At 57.1% G+C, this 17,246-nt stretch carries 20 protein-coding genes; 17 read left to right on the top strand and 3 right to left on the bottom strand.

From position 1 onward, the window contains the following. Positions 1–54 precede the first annotated feature (54 nt). Positions 55–843: a flagellar basal body P-ring formation chaperone FlgA gene (gene flgA, locus V6942_RS12375; protein ID WP_333501302.1), complete on the bottom strand. Its 789-nt coding sequence runs from the start codon at positions 841–843 to the stop codon at positions 55–57. A gap of 78 nt (positions 844–921) precedes the next feature. On the opposite strand from flgA, the gene flgB reads away from it, so the two are divergent. Genes flgB through V6942_RS12315 form a run of 12 tightly spaced genes read left to right on the top strand, consistent with a single transcriptional unit; the run spans position 922 to position 10,680 of the window. Continuing rightward, complete coding sequence (gene flgB, locus V6942_RS12370; RefSeq protein ID WP_333501301.1) at positions 922–1,272, top strand: flagellar basal body rod protein FlgB; 351 nt, start codon at positions 922–924, stop codon at positions 1,270–1,272. Positions 1,273–1,295: 23 nt separating this feature from the next. Beyond that, complete coding sequence (gene flgC, locus V6942_RS12365; protein ID WP_106924894.1) at positions 1,296–1,721, top strand: flagellar basal body rod protein FlgC; 426 nt, start codon at positions 1,296–1,298, stop codon at positions 1,719–1,721. Between the two features lie 2 nt (positions 1,722–1,723). After that, the gene (flgD, locus tag V6942_RS12360) at positions 1,724–2,398 is read left to right on the top strand and encodes a flagellar hook assembly protein FlgD (protein WP_106924895.1); all 675 of its coding nucleotides are present in this window, start codon (positions 1,724–1,726) and stop codon (positions 2,396–2,398) included. 34 nt (positions 2,399–2,432) lie between these two features. Further along, positions 2,433–3,635, top strand: a complete 1,203-nt coding sequence (gene flgE / locus V6942_RS12355) for a flagellar hook protein FlgE (RefSeq protein ID WP_106924896.1) — start codon at positions 2,433–2,435, stop codon at positions 3,633–3,635. A 3-nt stretch (positions 3,636–3,638) separates the two neighbouring features. Further along, entirely contained in the window at positions 3,639–4,370 is a 732-nt protein-coding gene (locus tag V6942_RS12350; protein WP_106924897.1) for a flagellar basal body rod protein FlgF, read from the top strand. A gap of 22 nt (positions 4,371–4,392) precedes the next feature. Further along, positions 4,393–5,178, top strand: a complete 786-nt coding sequence (gene flgG, locus V6942_RS12345) for a flagellar basal-body rod protein FlgG (RefSeq protein WP_106924898.1) — start codon at positions 4,393–4,395, stop codon at positions 5,176–5,178. A 24-nt stretch (positions 5,179–5,202) separates the two neighbouring features. After that, positions 5,203–5,868 carry a flagellar basal body L-ring protein FlgH gene (gene flgH, locus V6942_RS12340; RefSeq protein WP_182966703.1) on the top strand — a complete coding sequence of 222 codons (666 nt, stop codon included), beginning with the start codon at positions 5,203–5,205 and terminating at the stop codon, positions 5,866–5,868. An 11-nt stretch (positions 5,869–5,879) separates the two neighbouring features. Next, positions 5,880–6,971: a flagellar basal body P-ring protein FlgI gene (locus V6942_RS12335; protein WP_106924900.1), complete on the top strand. Its 1,092-nt coding sequence runs from the start codon at positions 5,880–5,882 to the stop codon at positions 6,969–6,971. Beyond that, on the top strand, positions 6,971–7,378 hold the full coding sequence (locus tag V6942_RS12330; RefSeq protein WP_182929792.1) for a rod-binding protein: 408 nt from the start codon (positions 6,971–6,973) through the stop codon (positions 7,376–7,378). Before V6942_RS12335 ends, V6942_RS12330 begins: the two co-directional genes overlap by 1 nt. Beyond that, positions 7,365–8,732 (top strand): flagellar hook-associated protein FlgK, encoded by a 1,368-nt coding sequence (gene flgK, locus V6942_RS12325; protein ID WP_106924902.1) that lies wholly within the window; start codon positions 7,365–7,367, stop codon positions 8,730–8,732. The genes V6942_RS12330 and flgK overlap by 14 nt, the downstream gene beginning before the upstream one ends. Positions 8,733–8,754: 22 nt before the next feature. Further along, complete coding sequence (gene flgL, locus V6942_RS12320) at positions 8,755–9,666, top strand: flagellar hook-associated protein FlgL (protein WP_106924903.1); 912 nt, start codon at positions 8,755–8,757, stop codon at positions 9,664–9,666. A gap of 6 nt (positions 9,667–9,672) precedes the next feature. After that, positions 9,673–10,680 (top strand): hypothetical protein, encoded by a 1,008-nt coding sequence (locus V6942_RS12315; RefSeq protein WP_106924904.1) that lies wholly within the window; start codon positions 9,673–9,675, stop codon positions 10,678–10,680. Positions 10,681–10,829: 149 nt separating this feature from the next. On the opposite strand, the gene V6942_RS12310 is transcribed toward V6942_RS12315, so the two are convergent. Further along, positions 10,830–11,300 (bottom strand): hypothetical protein, encoded by a 471-nt coding sequence (locus V6942_RS12310; RefSeq protein ID WP_182929794.1) that lies wholly within the window; start codon positions 11,298–11,300, stop codon positions 10,830–10,832. Then, positions 11,272–12,213 (bottom strand): transcriptional regulator, encoded by a 942-nt coding sequence (locus V6942_RS12305; protein ID WP_333501300.1) that lies wholly within the window; start codon positions 12,211–12,213, stop codon positions 11,272–11,274. Before V6942_RS12305 ends, V6942_RS12310 begins: the two co-directional genes overlap by 29 nt. Before the next feature lie 866 nt (positions 12,214–13,079). Here V6942_RS12305 and V6942_RS12300 point away from each other — a divergent pair. The 5 genes from V6942_RS12300 to V6942_RS12280 all read left to right on the top strand — a co-directional run bounded on the left by V6942_RS12300 (position 13,080) and on the right by V6942_RS12280 (position 17,239). Beyond that, positions 13,080–13,937 carry a flagellin gene (locus V6942_RS12300; protein WP_106924907.1) on the top strand — a complete coding sequence of 286 codons (858 nt, stop codon included), beginning with the start codon at positions 13,080–13,082 and terminating at the stop codon, positions 13,935–13,937. Positions 13,938–14,140: 203 nt separating this feature from the next. Continuing rightward, positions 14,141–15,469: a flagellar filament capping protein FliD gene (gene fliD, locus V6942_RS12295; protein WP_106924908.1), complete on the top strand. Its 1,329-nt coding sequence runs from the start codon at positions 14,141–14,143 to the stop codon at positions 15,467–15,469. Between the two features lie 23 nt (positions 15,470–15,492). Continuing rightward, positions 15,493–15,885, top strand: coding sequence for a flagellar export chaperone FliS (fliS, locus tag V6942_RS12290; RefSeq protein WP_106924909.1), 393 nt, complete (start codon positions 15,493–15,495; stop codon positions 15,883–15,885). Continuing rightward, complete coding sequence (locus V6942_RS12285) at positions 15,882–16,187, top strand: hypothetical protein (protein WP_106924910.1); 306 nt, start codon at positions 15,882–15,884, stop codon at positions 16,185–16,187. Before fliS ends, V6942_RS12285 begins: the two co-directional genes overlap by 4 nt. Further along, positions 16,187–17,239, top strand: coding sequence for a flagellar hook-length control protein FliK (locus V6942_RS12280; RefSeq protein ID WP_227673936.1), 1,053 nt, complete (start codon positions 16,187–16,189; stop codon positions 17,237–17,239). Before V6942_RS12285 ends, V6942_RS12280 begins: the two co-directional genes overlap by 1 nt. Positions 17,240–17,246 lie beyond the last annotated feature (7 nt).

Below are 17,246 nucleotides of genomic sequence, written 5' to 3'. Positions count from 1 at the left end.
TGTCAGTAAAGAGCGGCCTGCGGGGCCGGTAACTTAAACGGAAGAGGAAGTTTTTTACTGCCCGCTGGCGTACACCATGTTCACCACGCCGATATCGGCGACGATGGCGCTGACCACGCGCCCGCTGCTCTCATTTTTCACCTTAATCATCTCGCCTTTGCGACCCTTCTTCATGGCTTCACCCATGGTACGGGCCTCCACGCCGTTTTGTGACGCCACCATCATGACCCGCTGGCCGCGGTCAACCAGCGTCGGCGAATCCAACTGGCTGAGCATAATCGGCTGGCGATCGCGCACGCGGCGTTTGACGGTCATCCCGATAACGTCTTCTGGTTTGGTCAGGTAGTCGCCGCGGGTGCTGCTGATGTTGAATTTGCGGATGGCGATACGGTCGGCGGTGATCACCTGGCCGCGATCGAGGGCGCTGTCGGCGACGATGACCGGCAGATAGATATCCGGTTTGACGGTGACGGCAATATCCCAGCCGCTGGCATCGGCGCAGCGGACGTCAAAACGCAGGCGGTTGAGGTCGAGACGGTCGCCGCCGGGCAGAGAAACCGCCGGTTCCTGGCGACAGGTTGCGTACTGCGAGGCTTCCGCAGGAATAAACAGGTTCATCTTCGCCTGATATTCAGGCCACTGACGGCGTTTGGCTTCCTGGCGAACGATGTCGGCCGCGTGGAGCTGGACGGCGACGTAAATTTGCTTGCGGGCGCTGGTGGGACGTTCGGCGGCGGAGGCGGGCGCACTGCTCGCCAGCGCCAGCAGGAAAAAGCCCGCGAGGAAGCGGAAATCCCGTTTCACACCTGCGCGAAATAAATGAATAAAAATATTATAAATCATGTAGTTAAAACCTTGGCATGAAAATTGCTATACGAAAGCGCAGATCGAGCAGGTTTTAGTTTCACGAGGGTGTGAATTGTGAGTATTACTTTTGACAAAGCATTGGGCGTTCATCCACAGGCTGTAGCACTTCGACTTTCCCGAGCAGAGTTGCTGTCAGCCAATCTGGCAAACGTCGATACCCCCAACTTCCAGGCTAAAGATATTGATTTTGCCTCTGAGATGCAACGCTCGCGGTCGAGTTTTTCTCAGCAGACGACAGCGCAGGAGATGTATCGCGTGCCCTATCAACCCGCTTCGGACGGGAACACCGTGTCGCTGAACGTTGAGCAGGCAGAGTTTGCGAAGAACACCCAGGACTATCAGATGAGCCTGGCTTTTTTAAACATGAAGTTCACTGGCCTCAAGCAGGCCATTGAAGGTAAGTAAACCAACGCAGGTAACCACGGATTATGGCTTTTTCGGATATCTATCGCGTGTCGGGATCGGCGATGACGGCGCAAACCGTTCGTCTTAACACCATCGCCAGTAACCTCGCTAACGCGGAAACCGCCTCTGCGACCGAAGACGGCACCTATAAAGCGCGCCGCCCGGTTTTTGCAGCGGTTTATAAAAATGATGAGTTGATGCAAAGCCGCGCGCTGACCGGCGCGCGCGTGCAGGTGATGGACGTTATCGAAACCGGCAGTGCGGTACAGCGTTACGAGCCACATAACCCGATGGCCAGCACCGACGGTTACGTCTACTACCCGGACGTCAACGTGGTGGAAGAGATGGCCGACATGATGTCCGCGTCGCGTGGTTTTGAAACCAACGTCGACGTGCTGAACAGCGTTAAAAGCATGCAGCAAAGCCTGCTGCGACTGGGAGAAGCATAACGATGAACGTAGATAGCGCCTACACCGACAGCCGCGCGTCCAGCAGTACGGACGGCGTCGTCAGCAGCAATACCGCTTCCGGCATGAATACCATGTTTATGCAGCTGCTGGTGGCGCAGATCCAGAATCAGGATCCGCTGAACCCCACTGACGGCACCGAGTACGTCAGCCAGCTGGCGCAGCTCACCCAGGTGCAGTCGATGGAAACCATGTCGCAGCTGATGGCCAACAGCTCCGTGCTGATGGACAACCTGCAGACGCTCACCACCGGCAATCTGGTCGGGCAGCACGTGATGGTGCAGACCGGCTCGATTGAAAGCGACGGCGAAACGGTCCTCGACGGCCGTCTGACCCTGGAGCACGCCGCCAACGTGGTGACGGTGATCGTGAAAGACTCTGCCGGCGTGGAGCACAAGATTGAGCTGGGCAAACAGGAAGCGGGCCAGGTGGACTTTACCATCGACCCGGAAGAACTGGGCCTGAGCGAGGGGAAATACACCCTGAGCGTGGTGACCGATACCGGCGAAGAGAACGTGCCGATTGAAGTCGGCGGCGTGGTCAGCAACGTGCGCATTCCGCTCGACGGCAGCTCGACCGTACTGAACATCAACGGTCTGGGCGAGATTGCCTACAACAACATTACCCAGTTTGGCACCACCGCAAAAAATACAGCCTGAAGTGAATCAGGCAGCGAATTAAACAGGAACGATTATGAGCTTTAGTATTGCAACTTCCGGTCTGAATGCCGTTACCGAACAGCTGAACGCTATCTCGAACAACATTGCCAACTCCGGCACCGTGGGCTTTAAGTCCGGCCGCGCTGAGTTTTCCGCGCTGTACGCCGAAAGCCAGCCGCTGGGCGTGGGCGTCTCTGCCGTGACCCAGAGCATCACCAAAGGGGGCAGCATCACCTCTACCGGCACCGCGCTGGATCTGGCGATTAACGGCAACGGTTTCTTTATGGTTCGCGATAGCGCGGGGACGACCGCCTATACCCGTGCGGGCTACTTCGGTACCGATAGCAACGGCAACCTGGTGAATAACCTGGGCATGTACCTTCAGGGCTATCCGGTCGACGCCAGCGGCACGCTGCAGGTGGGTTCCATCAGCAACCTGACCATCAGCAGCGGTTCCATTCCGGCAAAAGCCACCGAGAGCATCGACTTTACCGCCAATATTGATGCGCGAGCGGAAGTCCCGGCCACCTCGCCGTTCGACTATAAAGACAATACCTCCTACAACAACTCCTACACCACGCAGGTTTATGATTCGCTGGGCCGTGAACACACGCTGAACCAGTACTTCGTCAAAACCGGCGAGAACGAATGGCAAGTGCACTACTACATGGACGATCAGCCGGTGACCAGCGGTGGTGTGAATCAGGTGCAAAACCTGACGTTCAACAGCCAGGGTATTCTGACGGACCCGAGCGGCTCGGTTGCCCTGACCGCCGATATTGCGGGCGCTGACGCGATTACTCTGGACATGAGCTACAGCGGCACCACGCAGTACGGCTCCGACTTCTCGGTCAGTAAAAATAAAGGCGACGGCTATGCTTCCGGCGAGCGTACCGGCCAGGCGATTGACGAAGACGGCAGCGTTTACGCCACCTTCTCCAACGGTGAGCGCCTGCTGCAAGGTCAGCTGGTGCTGGCGAACTTTACCAACCCGAACGGTCTGCAATCGCAGGACGGCACCACCTGGGCGCAAACCGCCAGTTCCGGCACACCGCTGACCGGCACGCCGGGTTCCGGTCTGCTGGGCTCCATCGTGTCCGGCGCGCTGGAATCTTCCAACGTCGACCTGACCTCTGAGCTGGTGGGGCTGATGACCGCCCAGCGCAACTACCAGGCGAACACCAAAGTTATCAGCACCAACGACAGCATGATGAGCGCGCTGTTCCAGGCGGTGTAATCGATGGATCGCCTACTTTTCACTGCGGTCAGCGGCGCCTCGCGCAGCCTGTCGCAGCAGGAGATTCACGCTAACAACCTGGCAAACGTCAATACCCAGGGCTTTCGCAGCGATCTCGATAAGGCGCTGACCCAGCAGGTCAGCGGCGAGGGGTATGCCTCCCGCTATCTGGCGCAGCCTACCCAGGGCGGCGTGGATTTAGCGCCGGGCGCGGTACGGGAAACCGGCCGCGATCTGGACATTGCCGTCAAAGGCGACGGGCTGATTGCGCTACGCAGCGGCCCGCGTGAGGTCTACACCCGTAACGGCCAGATTGACGTCAACGCCGACGGCGAGTTGTCGGTAAGCGGCCTGCCGCTGGAGGGCGACAATGGCCCTATCGTGCTGCCGCCGTTCTCTTCCGTGTCGATTGCCGAGGATGGGGTCATCACCATTGTCCCGGAAGACGGCGACATTGCCGCGCCGATGGAGGTTGACCGCGTCAAGCTGGTGAATATTCCGGCCAGCCAGCTCAGTAAGAACGACGCCGGTTTTCTGGTCAGCAACGCCGCGTTCACCCCCCGTGATGAAGACGTCACGGTGGCCGCCGGACATCTGGAGGCGGCCAACGTGTCGGCTATCGGTGAGATGGTTTCCAGCATTGCGCTCAACCGTCAGTTCGAAGCGCAGATCAAGATGATGAAGGCTGCAGAAGATTTGGCAACCGCAGGCAACCGCCTGATTCGCGGCACCTAAGAAGACGAATTAAGGAATACAGATGAATCCCGCTTTATGGATTAGTAAAACTGGTTTAGCGGCGCAGGACGCCAAAATGACCGCCATCTCCAACAACCTGGCGAACGTTAACACCACCAGTTTTAAACGCGACCGTGCGATGTTCGCCGATCTGTTCTATCAGAACCAGCGTACGCCGGGCGGCCAGCTCGATCAGAACAACGTCTCCCCGACCGGTATTCAGTACGGTACCGGGGTCAAGATTGTCGGCACCCAGAAAGAGTTCACCGTTGGCAGCATTCAGAACACCGGGCAGAGCCTTGACGTTGCCATTTCCGGACAGGGCTTTTTCCAGGTCGAGACTGCCAACGGCGATATCGCCTATACCCGCGCCGGCAACCTGCAAAAAACGCCGGAAGGCGTGCTGACCAACGCGCAGGGCCTGCCGCTGATCCCGCAGATTGAGCTGCCGGACAACGTCAAAGATATCCAGATTGGCAAAGACGGCACCATTACTGCCACCGTTGCGGGCGAGGCCGATCCGGTTGAGCTGGGCCAGCTAACGCTGGTGAATTTCGTCAATCCGGCCGGCCTGGAAGCCATCGGCGGCAACCTGTATCTCGAAACCGCCGCCAGCGGTGAAGCGGTAGAGGGCGTGCCGGGTGAAGAGGCGTTTGGCCAGCTGGAGCAGGGGTCGCTGGAAGGCTCAAACGTGCAGGTCGTTGAAGAGATGGTCGACATGATCACCGTACAGCGCGCCTATGAAATGAACGCCAAAATGGTCTCTGCCGCAGACGACATGCTGAAGTTTGTCACGCAGTCGATGTAACGGCAGGGCAGTAAAGAGAACGCAATGAAAAAGCAGGTAGTAGTCGTTTTGCTGGCACTGATGCTGTCGGGCTGTGAAAGCCCGGCATTGCTGGTGCACAAAGACGACGCGGCGTATGCGCCGCCGGAAGATTTTGCCATGCCGGAAACCAAAGTACGCAGCGGCGGCGTCTACAACAGTGGCTATAACTGGTCGCTGATTCAGGATCGCCGCGCCTATCGCGTGGGTGACATTCTGACCGTGAAGCTGGACGAATCCACGCAGGCCAGCAAGCAGGCGCGGACCAACTTCGGCAAGAAGAACGATGTCTCCCTTGGGGTGCCGGAAGCCTTCGGCCACTCGGTCGATAAGCTCTCTGGTTCAGTAGACGGCAACCGTAACTTCAACGGCAGCGCCACGTCGCAGCAGCAAAACAGCCTGCGCGGCGCGATCACCGTGGCGGTCTATAAAGTGCTGCCTAACGGCGTGCTGGCGATTCGCGGTGAAAAGTGGCTCACCCTCAACCAGGGCGACGAGTATATGCGCGTCACCGGGCTGGTGCGCGCTGATGATATTGAGCGCGATAACTCGGTATCGTCGCAGCGCATTGCCAACGCGCGCATCTCCTACGCCGGGCGCGGCGCGTTGAGCGATGCCAACGCCGCTGGCTGGCTGGTGCGCTTCTTCAACCACCCGCTGTTCCCTATCTGACGGAGGCCATAATGTTGAAACGGATCCTCTTTTTGCTGTGTCTTTTCAGCGCGGGCGCCGTGGCGCAGCCGCTGCGTGACGTGGTGGATATCCAGGGCGTACGCGGCAACCAGCTGATTGGCTACAGCCTGGTGGTCGGCCTTGACGGTACCGGTGATAAAAACCAGGTGAAGTTCACCAGTCAATCGGTCACCAATATGCTGCGCCAGTTCGGCGTGCAGCTGCCGGCCAAAATCGATCCGAAGGTGAAGAACGTGGCAGCGGTGGCGATCAGCGCCACGCTACCGCCGGGCTACTCCCTCGGTCAGAGTATTGACGTGACCGTCTCGTCAATCGGCGATGCCAAAAGCCTGCGCGGCGGTACGCTGCTGCTCACCCAACTGCGCGGCGCCGATGGCGAAGTGTACGCGTTAGCGCAGGGGAACGTGGTGGTCGGCGGCGTGAAGGCCGAGGGCAACAGCGGTTCCAGCGTGACGATTAACACCCCGACCGTAGGCCGCGTGCCGAACGGCGGTTCCGTTGAGCGTGAAATCGCCAGTGACTTCCAGCAGGAGCCGATGGTGATGCTTAACCTCAAACGGCCAAGCTTTAAAACCGCCAACACCGTTGCCGTGGCGCTGAATAACGCCTTTGGCTCGGGCACGGCGACGGCGCAGAGCGCGACCAACGTCGCGGTACGCGCGCCGATGGGCGCCGGTGCGCGCGTCGCCTTTATGTCGGCGCTGGAAGACGTGCAGATTAACGCCGGTAAGCAGCCGCCGCGCGTGGTGTTTAACGCCCGCACCGGCACGGTGGTGATTGGCGATGGCGTGATCGTGCGCGCCGCTGCGGTCTCCCACGGCAACCTGACGGTCACTATTCGCGAGTCTTCCAACGTCAGCCAGCCGAACGCATTCGGCCAGGGCCAGACGGTGGTCACGCCGGAGAGCGACGTCAGCGTTAATCGCGGTCGCGGCCAGATGGTGACCATTTCTGCCGGTACCAGCCTGCGCAGCATTGTGAATACCTTAAACAGCCTGGGCGCCGCGCCGGATGACACCATGGCCATTTTGCAGGCGCTGCATGAAGCGGGCGCGCTGGATGCTGAACTGGTGGTGATGTAATGCTGGATGCCATTAACCGCCAGACCGCAATTCTGCCCGGCGATATGACCGGGCAGGTAAAGCCGCAGAATCTTGAGCAGGCGGCCGAACAGTTTGAAGCGCTGATGCTGAAATCGATGCTGTCGCAGATGCGTAAAGCCGCTGACGTGCTGGGAGAAGATAACCCGTTTAACAGTAAGCAGCAGCGCATGATGCGTGATTTTTATGATGACAAGATGGCGTCCGAGCTGGCCTCTCAGCGCAGCACCGGTATCGCGCAGATGATCATAAACCAACTGACGCCGCAAACCGCGGTACCGCTTAAGAATGACGCGCAGGTGGCCGCTTTACAGGGGCAACCGCAAGAACTTAATACGCCCGTCGTTCCCGTGACCCGAAGGGCAGGAGTAAGCCATGAGTATGATTAATATCGCCTATAGTGGTCTACAGGCGGCCCAGTTGGGCATGAACGTAACGTCGATGAACACGGCTAACTATCTGACCTCCGGCTATAGCCGTCAGGGCATTATTCAGAGCGCCGTTGGCCCAATGGGCGAAGCCGGCATTTCGCCCGGCAGCGGCGTGCAGGTGGATAGCATTCGCCGTATCTCCAGCCAGTATCTGGTTAATCAAGTGTGGCAGACCAATACCAAGGCCAACTACTACAGCATGGGCAACCAGTATATTGGCGCGCTGGAAAAGGTGATCGGTACGGACTCCACCAGTCTTGGTGCCGGTCTGGATGAATTTGTCAGCGCCATGAGCGCGCTGACGCAGCAGCCGGAGTCTCAGGCGCTGCGCCAGCAGCTGCTGAACCAGGCCAATTCCCTGGCGACCCGCTTCAACAGCATGAACGACTTTATCTCCAGCCAGAAAACGTCAATCGGCACCCAGCGCGGGGCGATGGTCGATCAGATCAACACGCTGAGCGGCGGTATTGCCGACTACAACAAGAAAATTGTTGAGATGGATGCGACCGGCGGCAACAGTAGCGTGCTGCGCGATCAGCGCGATGAGCTGGTGAAACAGCTGAGCTCGCTGGCGGACGTGAAGGTGAGCGACGACAGCAGCGGCTACACCGTGGCGCTGAGCAACGGTCAGCCGCTGGTCAGCGGCAAAACCGCCGGTCAGCTGAGCGTTGGCACGGACGGCAACGGCAACTCAACGCTGACGCTGAAGTTCTCGACCAGCGAATTTTCGCTCAACCCGTCGGCCGGTGGCCAACTGGGCGCGCTTTACGATTACGAAGTGGGCACGCTAAAGCAGATGAGTGACGCCGTTCAGGGGATGGCATCCGCCGTGGCCGACATGTTTAACAATCAGTTGGCTGATGGCTTCGATCTGAATGGGCAGAGCGGTAAACCGCTGTTTACCTTCGATCCGTCAAACCCGGCCGGGATGCTTCAGGTTAACGATCTCTCGCCGGACGAGCTGGCGCTGTCCGGCGATCCGCTGGAGCCGGGTAACGGCGACAACCTTAACGCGCTGATCGAACTGAAAAACGAAAAAACCGATATACCGGGGCTCGGCAATATGAGCCTGAGCGAAGGCGCGGCGGCGATTATTTCCACCATCGGTATTGCCAGCAAACAGAGCCAGACAGAGATGGAAGCGGCGACGTCGGTCAGCGCAGAAGCCCAGACGCAGCGCGATAACCTGAGTGCGGTAAACCAGGATGAAGAGGCGATCAATCTGCAGGTTTATATGCAGGCCTATCAGGCGAACATGAAGGTGATCGCCGCAGGGAACCAGGTCTTCAGCGATCTGCTCGGTATTTTCTAAACGCCATCAGGAGCACTAACCCATGCGTATTAGCGGTCTTAACAATTCTAACGCCATGCTGGCGCAGCTCGGCGTAAACGGCAATCGCGTCGCCAAACTGATGGAACAGCTGTCGACGCAAAAGCGCGTCAACGTCCCGTCAGATGACCCGGTGGCGGCTAGCCGCCTGGTGCAGCTGAGCCGCGAACAGTCGGCAATTAAGCAGTATCAAAGCAATATCACAAGCCTGAGCGGCGCGCTGTCGGTGCAGGAATCGCACATTACGGCAATGAGCAATCAGGTGCTGGCGGTAAGCGATAAGCTCAAGCTGGCGAACAACAGTACGCTGAGCCAGAAAGATCTGGCGAGCTACGGCGCCGAGCTGGAGTCGATGCTGGACTCACTGGTCGCGACAATGAATAGCAAAAATGAGAACGGCAGCTATCTGTTTTCCGGCACCATGACCGGCACGAAGGCCGTTGAGCTGGTGGACGGTCAGTACGTTTTTGGCGGGAACGATCAATCGCGTGAAACTCTGGTGGCCAACGGCGTGGCCATTACGGAAAACACCCATGTTGCGCAGGCATTTTCCGGCGCTGGCGACGATCTCAAAATGCTGAATATGCTGAAAGAGTTGAGCCAGAATATGCAGGATCCGAATATGAACTATGCGGATTATCAGGATGATATTTCGGCGATGATCGGTATGACCCAAACGACCAGCGATAGCCTGGGCGCGCTGTTTACCGATCTTGGCGGCCGTCAGAATCGCCTGACGCTGATTGGCGATGCGCACACCGACGTTAGCCTGTCGAATGCGCAGGTGGAAACCGACCTTAACGCAGCGGACTCGGCCACAACCACCATCAATCTTCAGCTGTACATGACATCAATGCAGATCACCAATAAGGCGTACAGCATGGTCAGCCAGCTTAATCTCTTCAGCATGTTGTAATCGGTTATGCAAGTTGGTTTAAAAACAGCCTCTCTGACCACCTCCGCCCCGGCAAGCGCCGGGCGCGGCGGTATTGACGCTCCGCACAGCGTTGGCCGCGTCAGCGCCCCTGACGCCGTTTCCAGAAGCAGCGCATTTCCCGAGGCGGCGCTGCTTTCGCGCCGTCCGATGCGCTATAACGTGCAGCTCAACCAGCAGCTCACGGCGGTGCAGCAGGCCGATAGCTATCTGGCCAAGACCGAAACGCAGCTGCTTCAGCTACGTCAGTCCACCGCGCGCGGCGGTGACGCCAGCGCGCAGGCTCAGGCGCTGCAAACGCATCTGGCACGCCGAACCCAGCTTTCGGGCGGAACGGTCGATCGGCATATGACGGCGTCGCTGGAGCAGAAAAGTACGGTCAATTTTACCCTGCCGGGCAGCGAAAAACTGCTGAGTCAGCCGGGGGGCGAAACGCTGGTGTTCTCGCTCGGTGGCCGCCAGCGTGAGATGGTGGCCGTTGCCTTGCCGGAAGACGCGACGCCGCGCCAGACGTTGATTAAGCTGAACGTGGGGCTCGGGCGGTTGGGGATTCACGCGACTCAGGCCGGCGGCCAGCTGACCTTCAGCGTTGACGAAAGCCGCTGGGAGCGGGTCAGCCAGCAGCTTACGGTACGTGGTGAGGGCAAACATTATCCGGCGGATGCGTTTACGCTCCTTGCGCCGCAGGCGGAAAGCGCCAGCAGCGACGAGATGCTGGCGCTGTCAACGCGCCGCGAGCGCGAAGGGCAGGTGAAGCTACAGCACACCCTCGACCATATTACCGGGCAGCGAAGTCGTCTGCGTCAGCAGCAAGAACGGGTCAGCGCGCGGATAAACGACATGGCGACGACCTATAGCCCGAAGCAGGCGCTGGAAACCTCGCGCGGCCTCGGTGAGGCGCTGGCGCGCAGCGGCAGCAGCTATACGGCGTTGTCGCAGGCGCTGGCAACGCAGGCCAACGTGCGCCTGGCGACGGTCAAAAACCTGTTGGGATAGGCCCTGGTGCTGGTAGGAGCAGGAACGGGAGTCCGGATAAGGCGTTTACGCCGCCATCCGGCAATCCGCGCGCAGTAGGCCGAACGGTGCTTTGCATATCCGGCCTACGAATTTAGCTTAACTGACGGGTATGATGGGATAGGCCCGCGTTATTTCGGCATCGGGTAGAGGAAAATCGAACCGTTTTGCCCGACCACCAGCGATTGGTTGTTCAGTGAGATCGGCTCCATCCAGTAGTTGGAGTACATCAGTTGGTCAACAAGCCCCTCAATCATGAGCCCCTTTTGCTCCGCGCTGTAGAAGATGGGCGTCAGGTTAAAGTAGATTCTCCCCTGCTTTTTCTGCGTAGGGGTGAATTTACCCTTCAACACGAAACGATTGTCGTCCGGGTTAGTGATGGTTGCCATCAGCACGTTGCGGGTGGTTTTCAGATTGACGTTGTAAACCTCTTTACGCTGCGACATCAGATCGTAAAACCCCATCTGGAAGCCGCCCGTCACTGGCCCAGTGGGGAGTGCGGAGGTTGTCGCCAGCATGCTATACGCCAGACCGCCCAGCGCCGTCAGTGCGATTATCAATACAATCAGCAGATTAACTCGCTTTGCATGTCGCCAGTTCATTGAGCTTTCTCCGGGTCTCGCGCAGGATAAGATCGTTCAGCTGCACCGTATCGGTACGCCAGTGGTAAATCGCCATGGATAGCTGCTTTTTGTCGCAGCCGTTGCTCACCATGAAGCTGTAGTTCAACGATGAGTTATTGCTGTGAAAGTACACGTTCATCGTCGCGGACTGCATTTTTATCTGTTGGTTTAGCGCATACAGCGAGTCCTTGAGCTTGCTGTATAGATTGGTCGACATATAGCTTGGATCGCCTATTGCCTCAACCGCATAGATACGGATATTGCCGTATACCCCGGGCTGAACTTCACGCGCGACCAGACGTTCGCTGTAGCCGCCAAACAGCTGCCAGCAGAAGCCTGCCGTTGCGCTGGCGGTGATCAGCAGCGCCAGCACAAAGAGCATGACGCCATAGCGGCGCTTGTGGGGGACCCGGGGGGCCACCGTCTGCACGGCCGGGGTGTCTTCAACGCCAGCCTCTGGCGGGCTGGATGCGGCGACAGGTTCTTCGGAACCAGAAAGCGGCAGATGTGCTTCCTGCTCATCGACGGCTTCTTCAGGCTCGTTGACCTCATCTTCATCTTTCTCCACGACGCAGCAATACTCGGCCTCAAGCAGATAGCCTTTGCGCGGAATGGTTTTGATAATTCTCTGGTTTTTCCCATCGTCTTCCAGCGCCGTACGCAGCGCGTGGATGGCGTTAGGCAGGCTGTTATTGCCGATGACCCGACGCTCCCAGACCAGGGTCGTCAGCTCTTCGCGGGTGAAGATTTTCCCCGCGCCCTGAACCAGGATATCCAGCAGCTTGAGCTGGTATTCCCCCAGGCGTTTACGTTCCCCGGTGGTTAAATGGAGAATCGAGCCTGAGGCGACGTCAACCAGCCAGTTGTTTACGGAGCAATAGCGTTTATTCATTTATACGTTATGGATTCAACCACTCCAGCCATACCGTGATAATCCTGCGAGTACCTGAAACCCTCAGCGATTATCTGATTGAGTTGATAACTCCATTTAGAATTCTTAATGAATGCCGCGTGCCTGCGGGAGATAAAAGAGGACGTTATTTTCTTCCTGATGAGGTGTCAATATTACCGGTATTGGGAAAATTTTTCGTCCGTAATATACGCCAATAGGAAGGAATAATTTTTTCCTGCGTCCTTTTTACGCGATAAAAGTGTGATGCGCAACAGGCTTTTTAACAATAGTGGCGGCATAAACAGTGTCTGTTTTACGGGAAGTTAACAGCTATCGTTAAATAAAACTAATGTTAATTAGGTGATCGTTTGGTGAATTATATGTGTTATTGCTGTGATCTAAATGCGGATGTTTATTGTTTGCGCGGGCTGAAAAAATAAATATAAAGTGGGGCTTAATTTTTAATTAATCATGGTCGCCTGAAAACAGGTTTATTTTAAATCGATAATACCAGTAATAATGTTCTAGTAATAATATGTGAAGGGTTAATAGTGCTTATTAAATAAGTGGAATGTAAAGAATGGTCAGTGATGAAAATAAAAAGGAAAAAGTGAGATTTTTTTGCTAAGGCAGAATCAAAAAGGCCCCGTGAACCGTTTTTATTGCTGGTTTGCGCAACGCAGGATAAGCCTAAGGGTAGGTGAAGCGATTTTTATTAATTTTTATACTGATAAAAATCAGTGTGTTGCGATTTTTTATGCTGAAAAAACAGGCGGTCGATGTTTGCGGATTTAATCTTTGTTTCAGCCGTGTCGTCTTGAGTTATTACAACATCTGAATCACCAGGACGAAAAAAAGGAATCCTTATGTCTCTTTCTATTTTTACCAGCGCATCCTCCATGGCATCCACCAATGCGATGAACAAATCCAACAACCTGCTGTCCACCGCGATGGAACGTCTGGGTACCGGTAAACGTATTAACTCTGCGGCTGACGATGCGGCCGGTCTGCAGATTGCTACCCGTCTGCAGGGCCAGACCAACGGTATGACCGTTGCGCAACGCAACATCTCTGACGCGACTGCTCTGCTGCAGACGGCGGAAGGCGCGTTCGATGAAGTGAGCAACATCATGTACCGCATGAAAGACCTGGCGACTCAGGCAGCGAACGACACCAACGGTACTGAAGACCGCGCAGCAATCTCTGCTGAAATGAAAGAGCTGAACAGCGAACTCAACAACATCATGGGCAACACCAAGTATGCGGGTGAGAACCTGTTCGAGCCAGCCAGCGGTTCCACGGCGAGCGCGAAGTTCACTGCTAGCATGAACTTCCAGATTGGCTCCTCCGTTGATGAGAAGCTGACGGTGAACGTGGCAGCTGACCTGGCGACAATCAAAACTGACCTGACGACCCTGTCTGGCGGTTCCGTTGACGATTTCGACAGCGCACAGAGCATGATTAGCGACCTGGAAACCGCCATCGGCAACGTCGGTACGCTGCGTTCTTCCCTGGGTGCCAACATCAACCGTCTGGGCCACACTGCGGCTAACCTGGCAAACATGAAAGACAACACCGATCTGGCACTGAGCAACATCCAGGATGCTGACTACGCAACCGAAGCGTCCACCATGACCCGCAACCAGCTGCTGGCGCAGACCAGCATGTCCATGCTGAAGCAGTCCAACAGCATGTCCAGCATGGTCATGTCCCTGCTGGGTTAATCCCTCGCGGATTCATGCAGGAAAAAACACCGCTGTATGGCGGTGTTTTTGCATCCGGCCCCTCCTTCCCCCTGCCGGAAAATGCGGAAATCCTTGTTCCTGCCTTTTATTAATCTATTGATAAATAACAACTTAAAAGTTGGCGCAATAGTTGCTAAACCTATTGCATATCGATCGTGGCTTGCGTGCCTGGAGAACCTACTATGTCTGATTTTGACCCGACCTCACTGGCGAGCCAACTGGCGAGCTATGACATCCTTGCGCTGCAAAACTCGATCGCTAAACAAACCTCGTCGCTGGAAGCGCAAAACAAAGCGCTAGCCTCGCTGCGGACCGCAATGACGACCTTCCGCAGCTCCATTACCGCGCTGAACTCCAGTACGGCGAGCGTGCTGAAAAACACCGCTACCCTGAATCAGGAAGGCATCGCGACCGTCACTGCCAGCGCCAGCGCGCGGAAAGGGACTTACAGCCTGCACGTGGAACAGCTGGCCACCGCGCAGCAGAAGTCGTTTGGCGGGCTGGACGATGACGCCATTAAAAGCGCCACCGGTACGCTAAAGATCAGCCTGAATGGCGAAGATATCGAAATCGAGATGGACGGTCTTAACAGCCTGTCTGATTTTGCCGCCGAGATTAACAAAACCGATTTCCCGAGCGCTTCTAACGCCAGCTCGACGGCCAGCGGGCAGAACGGCATTACCGCTTCGCTGATGCGCATCAACGGTGAAGTTTCGCTGATTCTCAACAGCGATCAGAGCGGCGTGAAATACGATATCCAGATGGATACCAGCGGTATGACCAGCGGCCAGAATATCTTTGATACGCAAGACGTCATCACCCAGGGTAAAGATGCCATCTTCACTCTGGGCGACTCGTCAGCGAAATATTACAGCAGCTCCAATGACCTGGACGATCTGGTTGACGGCGTGTCCATCAAGCTGACCAGCCCCACCGAAGGCGGCAAGCCGCTGATTATCAGCGTTGACACCGACGTCACCGAAACGAAGAACCAGGTCCAGGCGTTCCTGGATGCCTACAACACCTTACGTGACACCATCTCAGGCTTGACCGCTACCGGCACCAGTTCCTCCGATCGCGGTGCTTTCGCCGGTGATGCCAACATTACCGCGTTAAATACCGAGCTCAGCAATCTGCTGCGCGGCACGTTTGGCGATCAGAACATGAGCAAGTTCGGCATCACCGCGGATAAAGACGGCAAATTCTCCTTTGACGCCGAAAAGATGGAAGAGCAGCTCAAAAAGGACCCGCAGACCGTGGCGCAGTTCTTTAACGGCAACGACGGCCTGATCAAAGCGATGGACAAGTCGCTGGATAAATACCTCAGCACCTCTACCGGGCTGCTGAAAGGGCGTCAGGAGACCCTCGACCGCCAGCAGACCGATATCGATAACAAAACCGCAAAAATGGAAACGCGCTATGAGTCTGCCTACAACCGCTACCTCAAGCAGTTCACGCAGTTGCAGAAGCTCATGACGCAGATGAATAACACCATGAGTATGTTTAGCTAATTTTTTAAGGGAACCGACGTTCAATGTACGGGAATGAGCAGGAAGGCTTCGGCCTGTATCAACAATCCGATCTGGCCATTCAGGCCGCCGCCGCCAACCCGCACCAGCTGGTGCTGATGCTGTTTCGTGGCCTGATGGATGAACTGGTCAGAGCCAAAAGCCACATTGCGGCGCGTCGCTACGAGCGAAAGGCGCAGAGCATTAATAAGTGCATCGATATCCTCAATGCGCTGACCAGCTCACTGGATTTTGACAAGGGTGGCGAACTGGCGCTGAGCCTGGCGAATTTGTACGACTACTGCGTCTATCGTCTGTATGACGCCAGCAACCAGCTCTCTGCTGAGCACATTGAAGAGGTGGAAGTGATCCTCGGCAACATTCAGGACGGCTGGGAAAAAATGGGTCAGGCGGCATGAGTATGCAACATGCCATTCAGACGCTGACGCAGGCGCTTCGCCAGGCCACGGAAGATCATAACTGGCCTTCTGTGGCTAACGTTGACGGCCAGATTGCTGAGCTGTTGACCGCTATGCAGGGCAACACGCTGACGCAAGCAGAACGCCAGGCGCTGGACAATCTGAAGAAGGTGCACCAGCAGGCGCGTGACTACTGTCAGGGGCAGAGCGATATGCTGGCCGCCAAAATGAACCTGGCCGCGCGCAACCGCGAAGGGGCGACGGCGTACGCGCAGTTTATGGACGCCGAGGGGATGCGCTGATGGATATTCTGAATCTCTCTCAGGGTGCGCTGAACGGCTCCGGCCTGCCAGCTCAGGCGGAGCCGATGGTGGGATCGATGGGTGAGAACGGCACGGCGCAGACGCCGACCGCCTTCAGCGATGCGCTCCTTAACGTGATCGACTCGATGATGGCCGGGCAGACGCTGCCGGGCGATCTGGCCGTGAGCGCGCAGCCGCTTTCGCTGGACGACGATGAAGACGGCGCCGATACGCAGCAGCTGAGCGGTGCGCTGTTGAAAGATGACGCCCAGCAACAGCTGCTGGAAACGCTGCTGATGACCAGCCAAATGCCGGTGCAAGCCCCCAGCTATATCCACGTGGCGCAGCCTGCTGATGACGCACTTAGGGTTAGCGCACAGCCGATACTGGCGCCGCAGACGCTGGCGATGAGCTTTACCCCGTCGCTGCAGCAGCAGCCCGTGGCCGCGACGAACACGAACATTGCCACGCCGGAAACGGCGGTCAGCCTACAGCCGAGCGCGCAGCCGCTGTCGCCGACGCTGATGACCGTGATGGCGCCGGTTACGCCAGCGCCGACGCTGGAAAGCAGCCACGGCGTTTCTTCTGTGACGACCTCAAGCGCGGCAACGCTGAGCGCCACGCTGAAAATGGATCCCGAGCCTTCCCGCTGGAGTGAACAGCTGCAAAGTGCGCTAGGTGAGCGTTTGCAGGTGCAGGTTAAGCAGCAGATTCAGCATGCCACCATCCGACTCGATCCACCGGATATGGGCAAAATTGATATTTCGATGCAGGTCGATAACGGCCGCGTGCAGGTGCAGATCAACGCCAGCCACGCCGACGTTTATCGCGCGCTTCAGCAGACCAGTAACGACCTCCGCCAGAGTCTGACCGAGCAGAATTTTGTCCAGGTCAACGTGCAGGTGTCCTCCCAGTCGGGTGGACAGCAGCAGGGCAGAGGACACTCTTTCACCGAGCAGCGCGATGCCATTCAGGCGGGCGCGGAGCTGACGGCCGATGCATCGACCGCGCAGGACTCCCGCAGCGATGACTCGGTCCTGATGACGGTGTAAGGCACAC

Source organism: Kluyvera genomosp. 2, assembly GCF_036759865.1.
GTDB classification, from domain to species: Bacteria; Pseudomonadota; Gammaproteobacteria; order Enterobacterales; family Enterobacteriaceae; genus Kluyvera; species Kluyvera ascorbata_B.
Note: the sequence above shows the minus strand (reverse complement) of the source record. Positions and strands in the feature narration are given on the sequence as shown.